This window comes from Enterobacter sp. Lyrl_3, assembly GCF_051948675.1.
In the GTDB taxonomy this organism is placed as follows: domain Bacteria; phylum Pseudomonadota; class Gammaproteobacteria; order Enterobacterales; family Enterobacteriaceae; genus Enterobacter; species Enterobacter cloacae.
This window is the reverse complement of record NZ_JAYJLI010000018.1, coordinates 44995-66156: the sequence shown is the minus strand read 5'-3', so window position 1 is coordinate 66156 and position 21162 is coordinate 44995. Positions and strand designations below refer to the sequence as shown.

At 54.1% G+C, this 21162-nt stretch carries 17 protein-coding genes and 4 tRNA genes; 17 read left to right on the top strand and 4 right to left on the bottom strand.

Annotated features, from left to right (window positions below; genetic code table 11):
* Positions 1 to 34: 34 nt before the first annotated feature.
* Together gppA and rhlB are read right to left on the bottom strand one after the other, a co-directional pair.
* Complete coding sequence (gppA, locus tag VF709_RS21680; RefSeq protein ID WP_013099280.1) at positions 35 to 1519, bottom strand: guanosine-5'-triphosphate,3'-diphosphate diphosphatase; 1485 nt, start codon at positions 1517 to 1519, stop codon at positions 35 to 37.
* A 6-nt stretch (positions 1520 to 1525) separates the two neighbouring features.
* Positions 1526 to 2791, bottom strand: a complete 1266-nt coding sequence (gene rhlB, locus VF709_RS21675; RefSeq protein ID WP_013099279.1) for an ATP-dependent RNA helicase RhlB — start codon at positions 2789 to 2791, stop codon at positions 1526 to 1528.
* Positions 2792 to 2935: 144 nt separating this feature from the next.
* Between rhlB and trxA the strand changes: the two genes are divergently transcribed.
* The 17 genes from trxA to VF709_RS21590 all read left to right on the top strand — a co-directional run bounded on the left by trxA (position 2936) and on the right by VF709_RS21590 (position 18087).
* Positions 2936 to 3265: a thioredoxin TrxA gene (trxA, locus tag VF709_RS21670; RefSeq protein ID WP_004386384.1), complete on the top strand. Its 330-nt coding sequence runs from the start codon at positions 2936 to 2938 to the stop codon at positions 3263 to 3265.
* Positions 3266 to 3605: 340 nt separating this feature from the next.
* Entirely contained in the window at positions 3606 to 4865 is a 1260-nt protein-coding gene (rho, locus tag VF709_RS21665; RefSeq protein ID WP_001054528.1) for a transcription termination factor Rho, read from the top strand.
* Between the two features lie 242 nt (positions 4866 to 5107).
* On the top strand, positions 5108 to 6211 hold the full coding sequence (wecA, locus tag VF709_RS21660; protein WP_014833726.1) for a UDP-N-acetylglucosamine--undecaprenyl-phosphate N-acetylglucosaminephosphotransferase: 1104 nt from the start codon (positions 5108 to 5110) through the stop codon (positions 6209 to 6211).
* 13 nt (positions 6212 to 6224) lie between these two features.
* Positions 6225 to 7271, top strand: a complete 1047-nt coding sequence (wzzE, locus tag VF709_RS21655) for an ECA polysaccharide chain length modulation protein (RefSeq protein ID WP_028028025.1) — start codon at positions 6225 to 6227, stop codon at positions 7269 to 7271.
* Between the two features lie 56 nt (positions 7272 to 7327).
* Positions 7328 to 8458, top strand: a complete 1131-nt coding sequence (gene wecB / locus VF709_RS21650; protein ID WP_028028026.1) for a non-hydrolyzing UDP-N-acetylglucosamine 2-epimerase — start codon at positions 7328 to 7330, stop codon at positions 8456 to 8458.
* On the top strand, positions 8455 to 9717 hold the full coding sequence (wecC, locus tag VF709_RS21645) for a UDP-N-acetyl-D-mannosamine dehydrogenase (protein ID WP_095428118.1): 1263 nt from the start codon (positions 8455 to 8457) through the stop codon (positions 9715 to 9717). Before wecB ends, wecC begins: the two co-directional genes overlap by 4 nt.
* Positions 9714 to 10391, top strand: a complete 678-nt coding sequence (rffC, locus tag VF709_RS21640) for a dTDP-4-amino-4,6-dideoxy-D-galactose acyltransferase (protein ID WP_149896975.1) — start codon at positions 9714 to 9716, stop codon at positions 10389 to 10391. The genes wecC and rffC overlap by 4 nt, the downstream gene beginning before the upstream one ends.
* 4 nt (positions 10392 to 10395) lie before the next feature.
* Entirely contained in the window at positions 10396 to 11526 is a 1131-nt protein-coding gene (gene rffA / locus VF709_RS21635; protein WP_149896976.1) for a dTDP-4-amino-4,6-dideoxygalactose transaminase, read from the top strand.
* Between the two features lies 1 nt (position 11527).
* Positions 11528 to 12778 (top strand): lipid III flippase WzxE, encoded by a 1251-nt coding sequence (gene wzxE, locus VF709_RS21630; RefSeq protein ID WP_013099272.1) that lies wholly within the window; start codon positions 11528 to 11530, stop codon positions 12776 to 12778.
* Positions 12775 to 13854: a TDP-N-acetylfucosamine:lipid II N-acetylfucosaminyltransferase gene (locus VF709_RS21625; protein WP_020685970.1), complete on the top strand. Its 1080-nt coding sequence runs from the start codon at positions 12775 to 12777 to the stop codon at positions 13852 to 13854. Before wzxE ends, VF709_RS21625 begins: the two co-directional genes overlap by 4 nt.
* Positions 13851 to 15203 (top strand): ECA oligosaccharide polymerase, encoded by a 1353-nt coding sequence (gene wzyE / locus VF709_RS21620; RefSeq protein ID WP_014833719.1) that lies wholly within the window; start codon positions 13851 to 13853, stop codon positions 15201 to 15203. The genes VF709_RS21625 and wzyE overlap by 4 nt, the downstream gene beginning before the upstream one ends.
* Positions 15204 to 15215: 12 nt before the next feature.
* Positions 15216 to 15956, top strand: a complete 741-nt coding sequence (gene wecG, locus VF709_RS21615) for a lipopolysaccharide N-acetylmannosaminouronosyltransferase (protein ID WP_062729358.1) — start codon at positions 15216 to 15218, stop codon at positions 15954 to 15956.
* A gap of 197 nt (positions 15957 to 16153) precedes the next feature.
* Positions 16154 to 17539: a bifunctional threonine/serine APC transporter ThrP gene (gene thrP / locus VF709_RS21610; protein WP_114519463.1), complete on the top strand. Its 1386-nt coding sequence runs from the start codon at positions 16154 to 16156 to the stop codon at positions 17537 to 17539.
* 102 nt (positions 17540 to 17641) lie between these two features.
* Positions 17642 to 17718, top strand: a tRNA-Arg gene (locus VF709_RS21605).
* Between the two features lie 67 nt (positions 17719 to 17785).
* Positions 17786 to 17861, top strand: a tRNA-His gene (locus VF709_RS21600).
* Positions 17862 to 17881: 20 nt separating this feature from the next.
* Positions 17882 to 17968, top strand: a tRNA-Leu gene (locus VF709_RS21595).
* A 42-nt stretch (positions 17969 to 18010) separates the two neighbouring features.
* A tRNA-Pro gene (locus tag VF709_RS21590) sits at positions 18011 to 18087 on the top strand.
* A 506-nt stretch (positions 18088 to 18593) separates the two neighbouring features.
* Here the strand turns inward: VF709_RS21590 and VF709_RS21585 are convergent.
* A complete protein-coding gene (locus VF709_RS21585; RefSeq protein WP_058680743.1) occupies positions 18594 to 19805 on the bottom strand; it encodes a hypothetical protein in 1212 nt (403 codons plus the stop codon).
* A 155-nt stretch (positions 19806 to 19960) separates the two neighbouring features.
* On the bottom strand, positions 19961 to 21160 hold the full coding sequence (hemY, locus tag VF709_RS21580; RefSeq protein WP_014833715.1) for a protoheme IX biogenesis protein HemY: 1200 nt from the start codon (positions 21158 to 21160) through the stop codon (positions 19961 to 19963).
* Positions 21161 to 21162 lie beyond the last annotated feature (2 nt).

Below are 21162 nucleotides of genomic sequence, written 5' to 3'. Positions count from 1 at the left end.
CAGGCGAAGCCGCCGCCCGGCAATGCACAGCGTGTTACTTCACTTCAAGCGCCCAGTGGACATAGCTCTGCCACTGGCACTCTTGCTCAATCATCTCTGCCCCAAGCGGGTGATTATCAATCCAGTTTTCCGGCAGCGTCAGAGACAGCCTTTCGTCATCCGCCACCAGATGAATATTGGGCAGCAAATCATCGCGACGTCGGCTGGCAAACAGAATTGCCAGACGCAGCAGGCGGCACAGATGCTCGGCCACGCGCGGCGGCACGGCGTTTTGCTGATGTAACGAGGAGAGGTCAACGGCGTTGGTCTGGTTCAACAGTAACGTTGCCAGCAGTTTCTTTTGTGCCGGCGTGTAGCCCGGCAGATCGAGATTACGCACCAGCCAGGCTGCGTGCAGCGGCGCCTGCTTATACTCGACGCTCAGCCCAATTTCATGCAGCGCGCAGGCACTTAGCAGCAGATCGCGGCTTAACGGATCAATATCCCAGCTGTTTTTTACCTGATCGGCAAACAATGATGCCAGCTGACCTACCCGTTGCGCTTGATCGGTATCGACAATAAAGCGACGCTGTACGTTACGCAGGGTTCGGGTGCGGATGTCCTGATCAACCGAAAGATGCAGCATTCCGTAGACCAGACCTTCACGCAGCGCACCACCGGCCAGCGTCATACACTGGATGTTCAGCTCGGTAAAAATGGCGATCAAAATGGCCAGGCCGCTCGGGAAGACCAGCGCGCGTTCCAGCGTCAGGCCTTCTATTTCCAGCTCTTCCAGGCGACCACATTGAATCGCGCGCTGTTTTAACTGCTGGAGCTTGGTAAGCGTGATCCGCTCGTCCATCCCCTGGGCCATCATGATTTCCTGCAACGCCTGCACGGTACCTGACGCACCCACGCAAACTTTCCAGCCGTGATAGCGCAGTTCGTCCATTACCGGACGTAACACCTCGCGGGCAGCATTTTCCGCTTCGTCGAAGTTTTCTTTACCCAGATTTCGATCGGCAAAGTAGCGCTCAAGCCAGGTCACACAGCCCATCGACAGGCTGAACAGCGAGGTCGCCTGCGCGCCCGTGCCGGTGACGAGCTCGGTGCTGGCACCCCCGATATCGACGACCAGACGGCGATCGTCGCCGCCCGTCGTGTGCGCAACACCCTGATAGATCAGACGTGCTTCTTCTTCACCGCTGATAACCTGAACCGGGCACCCGAGAATTTCCTGCGCTTTGGCAATAAAATCCACGGCGTTTACTGCCAGGCGTAGCGTCGCGGTGGCGACAACGGTAATTTGCGAATGGGGGATATCCTGCAGGCGTTCGGCAAAGAGACGCAGACACTGCCAGCCACGTTCCATGGCTTCGGGAGAGAGATAATTATCGCTGCTCAGGCCCGCCGCGAGGCGGACCTTGCGCTTAATGCGCGTCAGCGTTTGTATGCTTCCCGCCACCTCGCGCACAACCAGCATATGAAAACTATTCGAACCGAGATCAATTGCCGCATAAAGCGAGGTGGAGCTGAGCATATTTTCTTAACCTGAACGACGACGATTACGCGGTGCGCCAGAACGACGCGGGCCATTGCCGGAGCGGGCGCGGGTAAGGCGCTTAGGCGGCGGCAGTTCGCTTAACAGCGCATCCGGATTGTATTTACTCTGTGGAATAGAGTGACCAATGTAGGCCTCAATCGCCGGGAGATTCAGCGCATATTCTTCACACGCAAGGCTAATGGAGTGACCGCTTGCACCTGCGCGACCGGTACGACCAATGCGGTGTACGTAGTCTTCGCAGTCATCCGGCAGGTCATAGTTGAAGACGTGCGTGACGGCGGGAATGTGCAGACCACGCGCGGCCACGTCGGTTGCGACCAGAATATCGAGATCGCCACGGGTAAATTCGTCGAGAATACGCAGGCGTTTTTTCTGTGCCACATCGCCGGTCAGCAGACCCACACGGTGACCATCTGCAGCCAGATGGCCCCAGATATCTTCACAGCGGTGTTTGGTGTTCGCGAAGATAATGGCGCGATCTGGCCACTCCTCTTCGATCAGCGTTTGCAGCAGACGCATTTTCTCTTCATTAGAAGGATAGAAGAGCTCTTCTTTAATGCGGTGACCTGTTTTCTGCTCCGGCTCCACTTCCACATATTCGGCGTTGTTCATCTGCTCGAACGCCAGCTCGCGTACGCGATAAGAAAGGGTAGCGGAGAACAGCATGTTCAGACGCTGGTTCGCCGGAGGCATGCGACGGAACAGCCAGCGGATGTCTTTGATGAAGCCCAGATCGTACATACGGTCGGCTTCATCCAGCACCACAACCTGGATTGCGCCGAGGTTAATGTGATTCTGTTTTGCATAATCGATAAGACGGCCAGTGGTACCGATCAGGATATCCACGCCGCTTTCCAGCACTTTCAGCTGCTTATCGTAGCCATCGCCGCCGTAAGCCAGGCCAATCTTCAGGCCGGTCGCCTGCGTCAGAGGTTCAGCGTCTGCGTGGATCTGTACCGCCAGTTCTCGCGTCGGAGCCATGATAAGCGCGCGCGGCTGGTTAACTTTGCGGTCTGCAATCGCTGGATGAGAAAGTAAATAATGAAACGTTGACGTTAAAAACGCCATCGTTTTGCCAGTACCGGTTTGCGCCTGCCCTGCTACGTCACGACCGGCCAGCGTCAGCGGCAGGGCGAGAGCCTGAATGGGCGTGCAGTTATGAAACCCTTTATTTTCAAGGGCTTCAATCACTTTTGGGTGCAGGGCGAAGTCGGAAAACTTCTGTTCTGTTAAATGTGTTTTGCTCATAGTGTGGTAGAATATCAGCTTACTATTGCTTTACGAAAGCGTATCCGGTGAAATAAAGTCAACCTTTAGTTGGTTAATGCGACATCAACACGTCGTTGATGAAGGCGAAACCAACGCACCAGGCTTATTCCTGTGGAGTTATATATGAGCGATAAAATTATTCACCTGACTGACGACAGTTTTGACACGGACGTACTTAAGGCTGACGGGCTGACCCTCGTCGATTTCTGGGCTGAATGGTGTGGTCCTTGCAAAATGATCGCCCCGATTCTGGATGAGATCGCTGACGAATATCAGGGCAAACTGACTGTTGCCAAGCTGAACATCGACCAGAACCCGGGTACCGCGCCAAAATACGGCATCCGTGGCATCCCGACCCTGCTGCTGTTTAAAAACGGCGAAGTGGCGGCGACCAAAGTGGGCGCACTGTCTAAAGGTCAACTGAAAGAGTTCCTCGACGCTAACCTGGCGTAAGGTTTCTCCGCTGCGCGTCCAGAGGCCAAAATGATGTGCAACTCTGGACGCCCGGCTTAAGTCGTGCTAAGTTAGCTATGACTTCGTTTTAAACATATCTTGTTGTTTGAATCTTGTTTTACCCGAAACTTCCCGTTGTTAACATAAACAGTGCGTGAAGTGGCTAAATTCCGGGCTTGTCACTCAATCCGTCTTGTCGTTTCAGATCTGCGTTCTTTCCCTGTGACCAGACAGCGAACAGACATGAGTTGATGGCCGCTAAACAGGCATGGATGACCCTGCCATACCATTCACAACATTAAGTTCGAGAATCACCCCGAGTTTAAGAACCCACACCATTATGAATCTTACCGAATTAAAGAATACGCCGGTTTCTGAGCTGATCACTCTCGGCGAAAATATGGGACTGGAAAACCAGGCTCGTATGCGCAAGCAGGACATCATTTTCGCCATCCTGAAGCAGCACGCTAAGAGTGGCGAAGATATCTTTGGCGACGGTGTGCTGGAGATATTGCAAGACGGATTTGGTTTCCTCCGCTCTGCAGACAGCTCCTACCTCGCCGGCCCTGACGACATCTACGTATCCCCCAGCCAAATCCGCCGTTTCAACCTCCGCACTGGTGACACCATTTCAGGTAAGATTCGTCCTCCAAAAGAGGGTGAACGCTACTTTGCGCTGTTGAAAGTTAACGAAGTTAACTACGACAAACCGGAAAACTCGCGTAATAAGATCCTCTTCGAGAACTTAACGCCGCTGCATGCGAACTCTCGTCTGCGTATGGAGCGTGGTAACGGTTCTACCGAAGACTTAACCGCGCGCGTGCTGGATCTGGCTTCGCCAATTGGTCGTGGTCAACGTGGTCTGATTGTGGCACCGCCAAAAGCGGGTAAAACCATGCTGCTGCAGAACATCGCGCAGAGCATTGCCTACAACCACCCTGACTGCGTGCTGATGGTACTGCTGATTGACGAACGTCCGGAAGAAGTGACCGAGATGCAGCGTCTGGTGAAAGGTGAAGTTGTGGCGTCGACCTTTGACGAGCCAGCATCCCGTCACGTTCAGGTTGCGGAAATGGTTATTGAGAAGGCGAAACGCCTGGTTGAGCACAAGAAAGACGTTATCATTCTGCTCGACTCCATCACCCGTCTGGCGCGTGCCTACAACACCGTGGTTCCGGCTTCCGGTAAAGTACTGACCGGTGGTGTGGATGCCAACGCCCTGCATCGTCCGAAGCGCTTCTTCGGTGCTGCACGTAATGTGGAAGAGGGCGGTAGCCTGACCATCATCGCGACGGCGCTGATCGATACTGGCTCCAAAATGGACGAAGTGATCTACGAAGAGTTTAAAGGGACAGGTAACATGGAACTGCACCTCTCTCGTAAGATTGCAGAAAAACGTGTCTTCCCGGCTATCGACTACAACCGTTCCGGTACCCGTAAGGAAGAGCTGCTCACCACTCAGGAAGAGCTGCAGAAAATGTGGATCCTGCGCAAAATTATCCACCCAATGGGTGAAATCGACGCAATGGAATTCCTCATTAACAAACTGGCGATGACCAAAACCAACGACGATTTCTTCGACATGATGAAGCGCTCGTAACGCAAATAAAGCCAGTGAACGCCACGTTTTTACGTGGCGTTTTTCTTTTATGGACTATACGCTATTACCACACACTCCCAATTTTGACCGGTCGGTGCGACAATAGGACCGTTTGTACAGTCAAAGAAATAATTGATTGAAAAATATACAAAGGGAGTTGTAAGAAGCCACCTTTAATACTTCTGAGGCGGAGGCTTCATGGTTATACTTCCGGGACTAACATTTGTTGAGAGCAATCCATTGTGAATCTACTCACCGCCGTTACTGAGCTGATCAGTATTTTTTTATTCACAACCTGTTTTTTGTTCATCGCGCGTAAGGTGGCAAAAAGAATAGGGTTGGTGGATAAGCCCAATTTCCGTAAACGTCATCAGGGACTTATTCCTCTGGTTGGAGGGATTTCTGTTTACGCTGGCATTTGTTTCACATTTGGCATTGCGGATTATTATATTCCACACGCAGCACTCTATCTTGCCTGTGCGGGTGTCCTGGTCCTTGTCGGGGCACTGGATGACCGATTCGATATCGCGGTGAAGATCCGCGCCACCGTTCAGGCGGCGATTGGCGTGATAATGATGGTCGTCGGCGGACTTTACCTGAGAAGCCTCGGCTATGTCTTTGGCCCATGGGAATTAGTCCTGGGTCCATTTGGCTTCTTCCTGACGCTTTTTGCTGTCTGGGCGGCGATTAACGCTTTCAACATGGTGGATGGTATTGACGGTCTGCTTGGCGGATTGTCATCGGTTTCGTTTGCCGCAATCGGCATCATTCTCTGGTTTGATGGTCAGTACAGCCTGTCAATGTGGTGTTTTGCCATGATTGCCGCCATCCTGCCTTATATTCTCCTTAATCTCGGTGCGCTGGGGCGTCGCTATAAAGTCTTTATGGGTGACGCCGGCAGTACGCTAATCGGTTTTACCGTTATCTGGATTTTGCTCGAAACTACGCAGGGTAAAACTCACCCGATTAGCCCGGTAACCGCGCTGTGGATTATCGCCATTCCGTTAATGGATATGGTGGCGATTATGTATCGCCGTCTGCGTAAAGGGATGAGTCCTTTCTCTCCCGATCGCCAGCATATTCATCATCTCATCATGCGTGCGGGCTTTACTTCCCGTCAGGCGTTTGTCCTGATTACCCTTGCTGCCGCTATTCTGGCCGCGATTGGCGTCGCCGCAGAATATGCTCATTTCATTCCTGAATGGGTAATGTTGGTATTATTCTTGCTAGCATTTTTCCTGTACGGCTACTGCATTAAGCGCGCATGGAAAGTGGCGCGATTCATTAAACGTCTGAAACGCAGGATGCGTCGTAACAATGACAAAAACACAACATTAACTAAGTAAAACCGGGACTATGATGACTCAACCGTTGGCGGGAGCGAAATCAGTGGTAACTGAGAATGAACTGGATATTCGGGGTTTGTTTCGCGTGTTATGGGCAGGCAAACTTTGGATTGCGGGGATCGCGCTGGGGTTCGCACTGTTAGCGCTGGCCTACACTTTCTTTGCAAAGCAGGAGTGGAGCGCCACGGCAATTACAGACAGACCAACGGTTAACATGCTCGGTGGGTTTTATTCCCAGCAGCAGTTCCTGCGCAACCTGGATATCAAGGCAAATCTGGCGACGCCCGATCAGGCTTCCGTTATGGATGAGGCGTATAAAGAGTTTGTCATGCAGCTGGCCTCCTGGGACACGCGTCGTGATTTCTGGAGCCAGACGGATTATTACAAGCAACGCATGGTGGGCAACAGCAAAGCCGATGCCGCGCTGCTGGATGACCTGATTAACAATATTCAGTTTATGCCGGGCGATGCGCTGCGTAATGTTAATGACAGCGTCAAACTGATTGCAGAGACGGCGCCGGATGCCAATAACCTGTTGCGCCAGTATGTCGCTTTTGCCAGCCAGCGCGCCGCAAGTCATCTTAATGAAGAACTCAAAGGCGCCTGGGCGGCCCGTACCATCCAGATGAAAGCGCAGGTAAAACGTCAGGAAGAGGTGGCTAAAGCCATATTCTCCCGCCGTGTTCATAACATTGAACAGGCACTCAAAATTGCGGAACAGCACAATATTTCTCGCAGCGAAACGGACGTTCCGGCGGATGAACTGCCTGATTCTGAAATGTTCCTGCTTGGTCGTCCAATGCTGCAGGCTCGTCTGGAAAACCTACAGGCCGTTGGCCCTGATTTTGACCTCGACTACGATCAAAACCGCGCCATGCTCACCACCCTGAATGTTGGTCCAACGCTGGACCCGCGTTTTCAGACCTATCGTTATTTGCGAACGCCTGAAGAACCTGTAAAACGCGATAGTCCGCGTCGTGCATTCCTGATGATCATGTGGGGGATTGTGGGCGCACTGACGGGCGCTGGCGTGGCGTTAATACGTCGTCGCACAAATTAAGAACGCCGTCTACGATGAAGGCTACGGCCTTCATCGCCTAATCGAAGAGAATCGATGTGAAAGTACTTACCGTATTTGGCACCAGGCCGGAGGCCATCAAGATGGCGCCTCTGGTGCATGCGCTGGCCAGCGATCCTGATATTGAAGCGAAAGTGTGCGTCACGGCGCAACACCGGGAGATGCTCGATCAGGTTTTAACGCTCTTTTCCATCGTCCCGGACTATGACCTCAATATAATGAAGCCGGGGCAGGGATTAACGGAGATTACCTGCCGTATCTTGCAAGAGTTAAAGCCCATTCTGGAATCTTTTAAGCCTGATGTCGTGCTGGTGCATGGCGACACCACCACCACTGTGGCAACCAGTCTGGCAGCGTTTTATCAACGTATTCCTGTCGGCCACGTTGAAGCGGGCCTGCGCACCGGCAACCTTTATTCGCCGTGGCCGGAAGAAGCCAACCGCACGCTTACCGGACACCTGGCGATGTACCACTTTGCACCCACCGAAAATTCGCGCCAGAACCTGCTGCGTGAAAATATTGCCGACAAAAAAATCTTTGTGACCGGCAATACGGTTATTGATGCCCTGATTTGGGTGCGTGACCGTGTGCTGGCTAACAACGAACTTCAGGCAGAACTCGCTGCGCGCTACCCGTTCCTGAACAACGGCAAAAAAACCATTCTTGTCACCGGCCACCGTCGTGAAAGCTTTGGCCGGGGTTTCGAGCAAATCTGTCATGCGCTGGCTGAAATCGCCGCGCAAAACGAAGATGTGCAGATTGTCTATCCGGTGCATCTCAACCCTAACGTCAGCGAGCCGGTCAACCGCATTCTGGGACATGTTGAAAATGTCCTTCTGATTGAGCCGCAGGACTACATGCCGTTTGTCTGGCTTATGAATCATGCCTGGCTGATCCTCACCGATTCAGGCGGTATTCAGGAAGAAGCACCTTCACTCGGCAAGCCGGTGCTGGTAATGCGTGAAACCACCGAGCGCCCGGAGGCGGTAAAAGCGGGCACGGTGCGTCTGGTCGGCACGGATAAGCAGCGTATCGTCGATGAAGTGACACACCTGCTGCACGACGAAGAAGCGTATCAGGCGATGAGCCGGGCCCATAACCCGTACGGTGATGGGCTGGCTTGTGGCCGTATTTTGCATGCACTTAAACACAATCGGGTATCGCTATGAGTTTTACTACCATCTCTGTCATTGGTCTTGGCTATATTGGCTTGCCTACAGCGGCAGCATTTGCCTCTCGTCAAAAACAGGTTGTAGGCGTGGACATCAATGCGCGCGCGGTGGAAACCATTAACCGTGGCGAAATCCATATTGTGGAGCCCGATCTCGACCGCGTGGTCAAAGAGGCCGTTGATGGGGGATTCCTGCGCGCCAGTACCACGCCGGTTGAAGCCGATGCTTATCTCATTGCTGTGCCGACGCCATTCAAAGGCGACCATGAACCCGACATGGTCTACGTCGAGGCCGCTGCGAAATCTATTGCACCTGTGCTCAAGAAAGGGGCGCTGGTGATCCTGGAGTCCACTTCTCCGGTTGGCGCAACCGAGCAGATGGCACAGTGGCTGGCAGAAGCCCGGCCGGATTTAAGCTTCCCGCAGCAGGCGGGAGAGCAGGCCGATATCAATATCGCCTACTGTCCGGAGCGCGTGCTGCCGGGGCAGGTGATGGTCGAACTGATTAAAAACGACCGCGTGATTGGCGGGATGACGCCTGTTTGTTCCGCTCGTGCCAGCGCGCTGTACAAGATTTTCCTCGAAGGCGAATGCGTGGTGACGAACGCCCGTACCGCAGAAATGTGCAAACTGACGGAAAACAGCTTCCGCGACGTGAACATCGCTTTTGCCAACGAACTGTCGCTCATTTGTGCCGATCAGGGGATTAACGTCTGGGAATTAATCAGCCTGGCGAATCGCCATCCGCGCGTTAACATTCTGCAGCCAGGCCCGGGCGTGGGCGGTCACTGTATCGCCGTCGATCCATGGTTTATCGTGGCGCAAAACCCCGATCAGGCACGCCTGATCCGCACCGCGCGTGAAGTTAACGACAGCAAGCCACACTGGGTTCTCAACCAGGTTAAAACCACGGTGGCAGATTGTCTGGCTGAGAGTGGCAAACGGGCCAGTGAACTGAAAATTGCCTGCTTTGGCCTGGCATTCAAACCTAACATCGACGATCTGCGCGAAAGCCCGGCGATGGAAATTGCTGAGATGATTGCCCAATGGCACACGGGCGAAACGCTGGTGGTCGAGCCGAATATTCATGAACTGCCGGCAAAACTGGCGGGGCACTGCACGCTTACCGCGCTGGATGACGCGCTGGCCACGGCGGACGTACTGGTGCTGCTGGTGGATCATAAAGAGTTTAAAGCGACCCCCGCTGATGCCGTACAGCAGCGTTACATTGTTGATACCAAAGGTGTCTGGCGTTGAGCAACCTGAACGGGATGCTTGAGTCCCTTGAGTGGGAGAGCCATTTTTTTGGCCTGCCTTCAGCCATTCTGCGTCTGCGCGAAACTGCACCGGCACTGACCGACGCCGACTTTCGCGTCTGGCAGCGGGTACAGGCGAAGATCCCGGCGGACCGCGCCGACCTGCTGGATGCGCTTCAGCAACACGGTTTTCAGCTGGTGGAAGGCGAAGTGGATCTTGCCATTACGCTAACCCGGCATGAGGCGCCAGGCGCGGAGGTTGCCGCTGAGCAGGATATCCCGGTGCTGCGCGAAATGGCGGCGCAGGCGTTTGCCCGCAGTCGCTTTCGTGCCCCCTGGTATGCACCTGAGGACAGCGGACGTTTTTATGCCCAGTGGATTGAGAATGCAGTAAAAGGGACGTTCGATCATGTTTGCCTGGTGTTCCGCGCGGCGGACGGCCAGATCCAGGGTTTTGTTTCGCTTCGCAAGCTCAACGAGCGCGAGGCGCGTATCGGCTTATTAGCCGGCCGGGGTATGGGCGAGAAACTCATGCAGGCGGCGCTACACTGGGCGCAGCAGCAACAGGTCTCGATGCTGCGGGTGGCAACCCAGATGGGCAACACCGCTGCGCTTAAACGTTATATTGCGAGTGGTGCCAACATCGACGCCACCGCCTACTGGTTATACAGGTGACAAGATGATTCCATTTAACGCACCACCCGTCGTGGGAACCGAACTCGACTATATGCAGTCTGCTATGGGCAGCGGCAAACTCTGCGGTGATGGTGGGTTTACCCGTCGCTGCCAGCAGTGGATGGAACAGCGTTTTCACAGCGCTAAAGTGCTGCTGACCCCTTCCTGTACGGCGTCGCTGGAAATGGCTGCGCTGTTGCTGGATATTCAGCCCGGTGATGAAGTGATTATGCCGAGCTACACCTTCGTCTCCACGGCAAACGCGTTTGTGTTACGCGGGGCGAAAATCGTCTTTGTGGATATTCGTCCGGACACCATGAATATCGATGAAACGCTGATTGAAGCGGCGATCACTGATAAAACGCGGGCGATTGTTCCGGTCCATTACGCGGGCGTGGCCTGTGAAATGGACACCATTATGACGATCGCGAAAAAGCATAACCTGTTTGTGGTGGAAGATGCCGCTCAGGGCGTGATGTCCACTTACAAAGGACGCGCGCTCGGCACCATTGGCCATATCGGCTGCTTTAGCTTCCACGAAACCAAAAACTACACCGCAGGTGGTGAAGGCGGCGCGACGCTGATTAACGACCGCGCGCTGGTTGAGCGTGCGGAAGTGATCCGCGAAAAAGGCACCAACCGCAGCCAGTTCTTCCGTGGCCAGGTTGATAAGTATACCTGGCGCGATATTGGCTCAAGCTATCTGATGGCGGATCTGCAGGCGGCGTATCTGTGGGCACAGCTGGAGGCGGCAGAGCGCATTAACCTGCAGCGTTTGTCCCTGTGGCAGACCTATTACGACGCGCTGGCACCGCTGGCAAAAGCCGGGCGTATTGCGCTGCCGACCATTCCAGCAGACTGCGTCCACAATGCCCATATGTTCTATATCAAACTGCGCGATAACGACGATCGCAGCAAGCTGATTGCCTGGCTGAAAGAGGCTGAGATTATGGCGGTGTTCCACTACATTCCGCTGCACTCCAGCCCGGCCGGTGAAGCGTTCGGGACATTCGCGGGTGAAGACCGCTATACCACGATAGAAAGTGAGCGTTTGCTTCGCTTGCCACTGTTCTACAACCTCGCGCCGGTTAACCAGCGTACGGTGATTAATACCCTTCTGAGCTATTTCGGCTGATATGTCTCTGGCAAAAGCATCGGTGTGGACCGCCGCGTCCACGCTTGTCAAAATTGGCGCCGGGCTGCTGGTCGTCAAGCTGTTGGCCGTCTCATTCGGCCCTTCTGGGGTGGGTCTGGCGGGCAATTTCCGCCAGCTTGTCACCGTCCTTGGGGTATTGGCCGGCGCCGGGATCTTCAACGGCGTTACGAAATACGTTGCACAGCATCAGGATGACGCAGCGCAGCTGCGCAAAGTCGTCGGCACATCGTCGGCGATGGTGTTAGGTTTCTCTACTCTGCTGGCCGCGGTGTTTCTGCTGGCGGCGGCCCCCATTAGCCAGGGGCTGTTTGGACACACGCATTATGAAGGGCTGGTGCGTCTGGTCGCTCTGGTTCAGATGGGGATCGCGTGGGCTAACCTGCTACTGGCGCTGATGAAAGGGTTTCGTGATGCTGCCGGGAACGCGCTTGCGCTGATCCTGGGCAGTGTTATAGGTGTTATCGCCTATTACTTCTGCTACCGCCTGGGCGGGTATGAAGGCGCGCTGCTGGGTCTGGCGCTGGTACCTGCGTTAGTGGTCGTTCCGGCGGCATTTATGCTGATGCGTCGTGGCGTTATCCCCTTAAGCTACCTGAAACCGCAGTGGGACAAGGTGCTTGCGGGTCAACTGGGTAAATTTACCCTGATGGCGCTCATTACCTCTGTTACGCTGCCAGTGGCTTACGTGATGATGCGAAACCTGCTGGCGGCGCATTACAGCTGGGATGAGGTGGGAATTTGGCAGGGCGTAAGCAGCATTTCTGACGCCTACCTCCAATTTATAACGGCTTCCTTTAGCGTCTGGTTGCTGCCAACCTTATCGCGTCTGAGCTCCCGACAGGATATTACCCGCGAGATTACCCGCTCGCTGCGTTTTGTACTTCCCGCCGTGGCGGCGGCCAGTTTTACCGTGTGGTTATTGCGCGATGTCGCCATCTGGCTGCTCTTTTCGGCGAAATTCATCGCCATGCGCGATCTGTTTGCCTGGCAGCTGGTGGGGGATGTACTGAAAGTAGGCGCTTACGTATTCGGGTATCTGGTGATTGCGAAAGCCTCGCTGCGTTTGTATATCCTGGCAGAGATAAGCCAGTTTACGCTCCTGACGGCGTTCTCACACTGGCTGATCCCGGCACACGGTGCACTGGGGGCGGCTCAGGCCTATATGGCAACCTATATCGTTTATTTCGCTGCCTGTTGCGGCGTATTTTTACTTTGGCGTAAACGCGCATGACTGCACTGATTCACATACTGGGATCGGATATCCCACACCATAACCAGACCGTTTTGCGGTTCTTCAACGATGAGCTGGCCCCGGACAATCCCGATGCACGCGAGTTTATGGTTGCAGGCCAGGACAGGGGCCTGAGCGAGATGTGTCCGGCGCTGACGCTTACCTTCTGGCCGGATAAAGCCGCCCTGGCAAAGGCGGTTGTCGCGAAAGCGAAAGCGGATCGTGAGCAGCGCTTCTTCTTCCATGGACAATTTAATACCGGTCTGTGGCTGGCTCTCCTGAGCGGCGGGATTAAACCTTCCCAGTGCAGCTGGCATATCTGGGGGGCCGATCTCTATGAAGTCTCCCGCGGCTGGAAGTTCCGACTCTTCTACCCGCTACGGCGTATGGCGCAGGGGCGGGTTGGCTGTGTTTTCGCCACCCGTGGCGATCTCAATTACTTCGCGAAACAGCACCCCAACGTTCGCGGTGAGCTGCTCTATTTCCCGACACGCATGAACCCGGCGCTGAATAATATGGCAAACGATACGCCGCGTGAGGGTAAGCTGACGATCCTGGTGGGTAACTCAGGCGATCGCAGTAACGAGCATATTGCTGCGCTGAAGGCGGTACATCAGCAGTTTGGCGACACGGTAAATGTCGTTGTGCCGATGGGCTATCCGGCCAATAATGATGCTTACATCAATGACGTTCGCCAGCAGGCTCTGGGACTGTTTAGCCCGGAGAATGTGAACATCCTGCGCGATAAGCTGGAATTTGATGAATATCTGGCGCTGCTTCGCCAGTGCGATCTCGGCTATTTCATCTTTGCCCGCCAGCAGGGGATTGGCACGCTGTGCCTGCTGATTCAGGCAGGCGTTCCCTGTGTGCTTAATCGCGATAATCCGTTCTGGCAGGATATGGCTGAACAACACATTCCGGTGCTGTTCACCACGGATACCCTGAACGTGGAGGTGGTACGTGAAGCTCAGCGTCAACTGGCGCTGGTGGATAAAAGTACCATCGATTTCTTTAGTCCGAACTACCTTACGCCGTGGCACCGTGCGCTGCGTATCGCTTCAGGAGACAACGCATGAGCCAGTTGCAATTCAGCGGCTTGTTAGTGGTATGGCTTCTGAGCACGCTATTTATCGCCACTCTGACCTGGTTTGAGTTCCGCCGCGTGCGTTTTAACTTTAACGTCTTCTTCTCGTTACTGTTTCTTCTGACCTTCTTCTTCGGTTTTCCGCTGACCAGTATTCTGGTTTTCCGTTTTGACGTGAGTGTCGCGCCGCCGGAAATCCTGCTCCAGGCACTCTTGTCGGCGACCTGCTTCTATGCGGTGTACTACGTCACCTATAAAACGCGTCTGCGTGCGGTGAAAGCGAGTGCGCCGCGTCGTCCGCTGTTCACCATGAACAGGGTAGAGACCCATCTGACGTGGGTAATGCTGATGACCATCGCGCTGGTCAGCGTGGGGATCTTCTTCATGCATAACGGCTTTTTGCTGTTTAAGCTGCACTCCTACAGCCAGATTTTTTCTGCCGAAGTTTCGGGCGTGGCGCTTAAGCGCTTCTTCTATTTCTTCATCCCGGCAATGCTGGTGATCTTTTTCCTGCGCCAGGACAGTAAGGCCTGGCTCTTTTTCCTGGTGAGCACGGTGGCCTTTGGTTTCCTGACCTACATGATTGTGGGTGGGACGCGCGCCAACATTATTATCGCCTTTGCGATCTTCCTGTTTATCGGCATCATTCGCGGGTGGATCTCCCTGTGGATGCTGGCGGCAGCGGGCGTGTTTGGCATTGTGGGGATGTTCTGGCTGGCTCTTAAGCGCTATGGACTGAACGTGGCCGGTGACGAAGCGTTTTACACCTTCCTGTATCTCACGCGCGACACCTTCTCGCCGTGGGAAAACCTCGCTTTACTGCTGCAAAACTACGACAAGATCGATTTCCAGGGGCTGGCACCCATTGTGCGTGACTTCTATGTGTTTATCCCGTCGTGGCTGTGGCCTGACCGCCCGGGTGCTGTGCTCAACACAGCGAACTACTTCACCTGGGAAGTGCTGAACAACCATTCAGGTCTGGCCATTTCCCCTACGCTGATTGGTTCGCTGGTGGTAATGGGCGGAAGCTGGTTTATTCTGCCGGGCGCGGTTGTGGTAGGGCTGATTATCAAATGGTTTGACTGGCTCTATGTGCTCGGCAACGAAGAGACTAACCGCTACAAGGCCGCCATTTTGCACAGTTTCTGCTTTGGTGCCATTTTCAATATGATCGTTCTGGCGCGCGAGGGGCTGGATTCATTCGTCTCGCGCGTGGTTTTCTTCATGGTCGTTTTCGGCGTCTGCCTGCTGCTGGCCAAACTGCTGTACTGGTTGTTTGACAGTGCAGGGCTTGTGCATAAGCGCGAGCCACAGGGCAGCAGAACGCTGTCGCAAGTCTGAGTAAGGATAGTCATGACCGACACAACCTCTGCACCGCGCTACGCGCTGCGTGGCCTGCAGCTTATTGGCTGGCGCGATATGCAACACGCGCTGGATTTTCTCTTTGCGGGTGGCCAGATGAAATCCGGTACGCTGGTCGCCATCAATGCGGAGAAGATGCTGGCGGTAGAAGATAACGCTGAAGTCAGAAGTCTGATAGACGCCGCCGAGTTTAAATACGCGGACGGTATCAGCGTGGTACGCTCGATCCGCAAAAAGTTTCCTGGTGCTAATGTTTCACGCGTCGCGGGGGCCGATCTCTGGGAACAGCTGATGGCACGTGCAGGGGCAGAAGGCACGCCCGTATTTCTTATTGGCGGTAAGCCTGAGGTCCTGGCGCAGACCGAGCAGAAGCTGCGGCGTCAGTGGAATGTTAATATTGTGGGTAGTCAGGACGGCTATTTTAAACCTGAGGGGCGGCAGGCGCTGTTTGACCGCGTGCGCGACAGCGGAGCGAAAATTGTCACCGTGGCGATGGGCTCACCGCGCCAGGAAATTCTGATGCGTGATTGCCGTCTGGTTTGCCCGGATGCCCTCTATATGGGCGTCGGCGGGACGTATGACGTCTTTACTGGCCATGTAAAACGTGCGCCGAAGGTATGGCAAAACCTGGGACTGGAGTGGCTGTACCGCCTGCTGTCGCAACCAACACGTATTAAACGCCAGCTCCGTCTGCTGCGTTATCTCGCCTGGCACTACACCGGGAAAATGTAATCAAAATGTAGCGCGATATGCTGTTCGCGCTGCAACTCCCCTGCAAAACTGCTGCGAAACTGTGCAATGCATTTATTTTTTTAATGCATTGTTTGCCATTTTGCAGAATTTAAGAAACCATTCGCTCCGTATTTTAGTACCCCTAAAAAACAATACCTGGTATTAAGCCGGGAAACAGCAAACACAACCGAGGATCTATGGCAGAGAAAAAACCGGAGCTACAGCGTGGGCTGGAAGCTCGTCATATTGAACTGATAGCGCTGGGCGGCACTATTGGTGTGGGCCTGTTTATGGGCTCTGCAAGCACGCTCAAATGGGCCGGGCCATCCGTTCTGCTGGCATATATTATTGCTGGCCTGTTCGTTTTCTTCATCATGCGTTCGATGGGCGAAATGCTCTTCCTGGAGCCAGTGACCGGCTCTTTCGCCGTCTATGCGCACCGCTACATGAGCACGTTCTTCGGCTATCTGACGGCCTGGTCATACTGGTTTATGTGGATGGCGGTGGGTATCTCGGAGATTACCGCAATCGGGGTGTATGTGCAGTTCTGGTTCCCGGATATGGTCCAGTGGATACCGGCGCTGATTGCTGTGGGGCTGGTGGCAATGGCAAACCTGGCAGCCGTTCGCCTTTATGGTGAAATCGAGTTCTGGTTTGCGATGATTAAAGTCACCACCATCATCGTGATGATTGTGGTTGGTCTCGGCGTCATTTTCTTCGGCTTTGGCAACGGTGGTCACGCGATTGGCTTCGGTAACCTGACCGGGCACGGCGGCTTCTTCGCTGGTGGCTGGAAAGGCTTCCTGACGGCGCTGTGTATCGTTGTCGCGTCCTATCAGGGCGTTGAGCTTATCGGTATTACAGCCGGTGAAGCGAAGAACCCGCAGGTCACGCTGCGTAGTGCGGTGGGTAAGGTGCTGTGGCGTATCCTGATTTTCTATGTGGGGGCGATCTTCGTTATCGTGACCATCTTCCCGTGGAATGAGATCGGCACGACAGGCAGCCCGTTTGTCTTAACATTCGCGAAGATTGGTATTACGGCGGCGGCAGGTATCATCAACTTTGTCGTCCTGACGGCGGCGTTGTCTGGCTGTAACAGCGGAATGTACAGCTGTGGTCGTATGCTCTATGCGCTTTCGAAGAACAACCAGTTGCCTGCGGCAATGAGTAAAGTGTCCCGCGCGGGTGTGCCTGTTGCGGGTGTGGCGGTGTCGATTGCCATCCTGCTGATTGGCTCATGCCTGAACTACATTATTCCAAACCCGCAGCGCGTATTTGTTTATGTCTACAGCGCCAGCGTGCTGCCGGGGATGGTGCCGTGGTTCGTTATTCTGATTAGCCAGCTGCGTTTCCGCCATGCGCATAAACAGGCGATTGCCAGCCATCCGTTCCGCTCGATTCTGTTCCCGTATGCGAACTATTTGACGATGGCGTTCCTGATTTGCGTATTAATCGGGATGTACTTTAATGATGATACCCGCATGTCGCTGTTTGTCGGGATGATCTTCCTGGCGGCAGTCACTGCAGCCTATAAGCTATTTGGGCTGGGGCGCCGCGTCACCACGCAGAAAGTGGAGGAATAAGCGGCAAAATGTGCAAACCATAACCAAACGCGCATTTTTTTCAAAAAAGCACTAGACAGCGGGGTCGGAGGTACGTAATATCCAGCCCCGCAACGGCGCTAAGCGCCCGTAGCTCAGCTGGATAGAGCGCTGCCCTCCGGAGGCAGAGGTCTCAGGTTCGAATCCTGTCGGGCGCGCCATTTTAGTCCCGGCGCTAGAGCTGCGGTGGTCTGAGAAGTAGTCAGTACCGCGTGAAAGAATACAGTGGTGGCTATAGCTCAGTTGGTAGAGCCCTGGATTGTGATTCCAGTTGTCGTGGGTTCGAATCCCATTAGCCACCCCATTATTGAAGAGTTGTGAATTGCGAAGGTGGCGGAATTGGTAGACGCGCTAGCTTCAGGTGTTAGTGTTCTTACGGACGTGGGGGTTCAAGTCCCCCCCCTCGCACCACGACTTTAATGAATTGAACTAAAAATTCAAAAAGCAGTACATCGGCGAGTAGCGCAGCTTGGTAGCGCAACTGGTTTGGGACCAGTGGGTCGGAGGTTCGAATCCTCTCTCGCCGACCAATTTTGAACCCCGCTTCGGCGGGGTTTTTTGTTTTCTGCGGCTTTTCACCTCTGTATCCATTCCCCGACATACGCGTTTCCTGTTGTCGCGAACCAGCGACACTTAATTAATTGAAAACTAAGATAATATTTCATCAGCGTCTTAACCGTCTCTTTCTGACGACACTTCTGCGCTTTTACCGATATCTTATGGTGCGTCAGACGGGTCTTAGCAGCAGAAATTCCTTTTATCTTAAAATGTTGCGCGATGTAAAATTTCTTCGTGTAACGTTGGCATGTAACGTGCAATAATATACGTGTAGATGCTCATTCCATCTCTTATGTTCGCCTTCGTGCCTCATAAACTCAGGAATGATGCAGAGCCATTTACGGTGCTTATCGTCCACTGACAGATGTCGCTTCGGCCTCATCAGACACCATGGGCATAACGTTGAGTGAAGCACCAAATATGTTGTCTTACAGACCTGTTTTAACGCCTGCTTTTATAGCAGGCGTTTTTTTATGCCTTATTCACGGTAACGAAACATGACCAGGGCTGCCAGAAGCAGCGCACCCGCAGAGACAATATACATTGCCTGTAGTGCCTCTAACGCGGCGGTTAATGCCGCTGCAATACCGGTGAACAAAGAGGCACTGAGCGTTTGCCAGCGCCAGACTTTTCCACTCGCTGAAGCAGTCTGCGTAGAGTGAAAGTTGCTGAGCACACCATATGTTCCCACCGCGAAAACAACGTTTGATGCCAGATGCGCAATAAAAATCATCCCCAGTGCACACACCATCCAACCAGATAAAAACGGGATCACACCGTAAGCCGCTAAAAAGAGGCTAAGGCAGAGCATTAACAATGGTGTGTGCGCAGTGAGCCGCGGCAGGCTGTCTCTCTTCAGGAGTATAGGGCCGCAAAGCTGCCCCATACTCCTGGCAAAGAGAAGCGGTAAGGCGAGAGCCGCAGCATCCTCCGGTTGGATCTGCTGCGCTAGCGCCGGTAAAAGCGCCATGGCGGGTGAACCGACGGCTGCCAGAACGGGCAAAATGAGTAAACTGCGTTTTTGCCGGAGGGTCAGCGCATGCCACCGCAGCATAACCGGGGAGCCTTCGTCTGGGGATAAAGAGCGTGCTTGCGCAGTAAATGTCCTTCCAGCCAGCCACAGCATAAACATTGACCCCAGAAAGCTGGCAGCATCGATTGCCAGCAATGTCATCACCGATATTCGCTGGAAAAGTACTACGCCCAGTCCGGTACCGAGCAGTACCTGAGCCGCAAAAATCACGTTTTCAAGACAGGTTGCTGCAGGAAGCTCTGCTTTACTGAGTCCGCGTTTAAAGAGCAACGTTAGGGCCGGCCAGCTCATCCCATTCAACAGGGCTTCGGTGGATTGCACAGCAAGCAGCGCTGAAATACTGTGATAATGAATACCCAGCAGTGGGAATAACAGGGCGAGTAAGCCCAACCCCTCTGACAGGATCAACAAAGAGACGGGAGAATAGTGTGCGCACAGTTTTTCGCTGATGATGCTGCCGATAAAACCAGGCACCGTTGCAAAAAGAAAGGCGAGCGTAAGCAGAGTGGCTGGTGCCGACCAGTCTAAAAGTAAACCGAAGACAACAACCTGAGTTAACCCATTTCCCAACGACGTAAAAATAAAGGCGCAGGCCAGCAAACGCAGCCAGCGATGACAGCGCAGCGCTTCAACAAGCGCATACAAAAGCGAGTTCATGACGATTTCCTTTCAAAAACGATTTAGTCCACGCGGCTGATGCGCGTGTGTGTAAAAAGGTTAATGAAAAGAGATCGTTACATTGGCCGGAACGTTTCCTGATGGATATGCAAAAAGGGTGCGTAAAAAAGGAGGCCGTCCGGCCTCCTTAACGATTATTGCTGATTTCCGTTATTCTGCAATGTCAAAAGCAGGCCGTCGCGCCGCATGGCGGCAGCTTCTTCCGGTTTATGCTGCTTGTCGAGCGTATCGGCAAGCCACGCATAGTCAAACGCGTCCGGGCGCTGTTTTAACGCCGCACGGAAGGCGAGGCTCGCCTCCTGCCATTCACCGTGTTTCATCAGCGACTGGCCCAGCGTGCTCCAGAGCAGCGGACGATCGCCAACGGTTTTGATCTGTTGGCGCAGCACTTTTTCGATTTGCTCAGGGTTGTTGGTTTTCAGACGCGGGATCACCATGACCAGACGATCGTCGTATTGGCGCTTCAGACCGTCGAGGAGGATCTCCTGAGCCGTGTCATGATCGTCACATTCAATCAGGTGTTCCGCCATTGCCACCTGCAGAGGAACCTGCTGACGTGTTTTGCGGCTCTGATTCTTCCACCAGGTTTTCAGACCATCGCTGCCCAGATCGGCACGCGCCTGATCCATCAAACCAATCCACGCCATGCGTTGGAGTTCGTCACGATGTTCATCATCACCCACGTCGGCTTTCGCCATCGAAGGAATAATGTCCAGCAGTGAACCCCATGCACCGGTACGGATATAGGCCTGCTCGGCAAGGCGCAGCACTTCAGGGTGGCGAGGAGTGATTTCCAGCAGACGGTCAACGCCGTGGCGCGCCGCATGGTTTTCATTACGTGCCAGCTGCAGGCGAACGCGAGTGATCTCAACCGGGATCTGGTTGTCGGACGCCATCTCCGATGCGCGCTCCAGATGCTGATTGGCGCGGGCCTCGTCACCACGCTGTTGAGCTGCTTCAGCAGCCAACAGATAGTTCACGACGGGTTGTTCGGCGTGATCGGCGTTTTTGGACATCAGCTTTTCCACCTGCTGATAATCGCCCTCGGCGAGCTTAATCAGCGCCTGCTCGGTCTGCTTACGGGCGCGACGGCGCTTGCGGCCAACGAACCAGCCACGGGTATGGGCACCGGTGCGGAAAATACGGCGCAGGATCCACTCCAGCGCCAGCAGCACCACAACGCCCAGGATCAGAATGATCACCAGACCCGTTACGCTGGTTTCGATGTTGTAATTGTCGGTCTGGATCAACACGTATCCCTGGTGACCGGCAAGCATCGGCCCAAGGACGATCCCGGCGATCAGCAGGATAAAGAGTAAGAGTACTTTAAGCATCG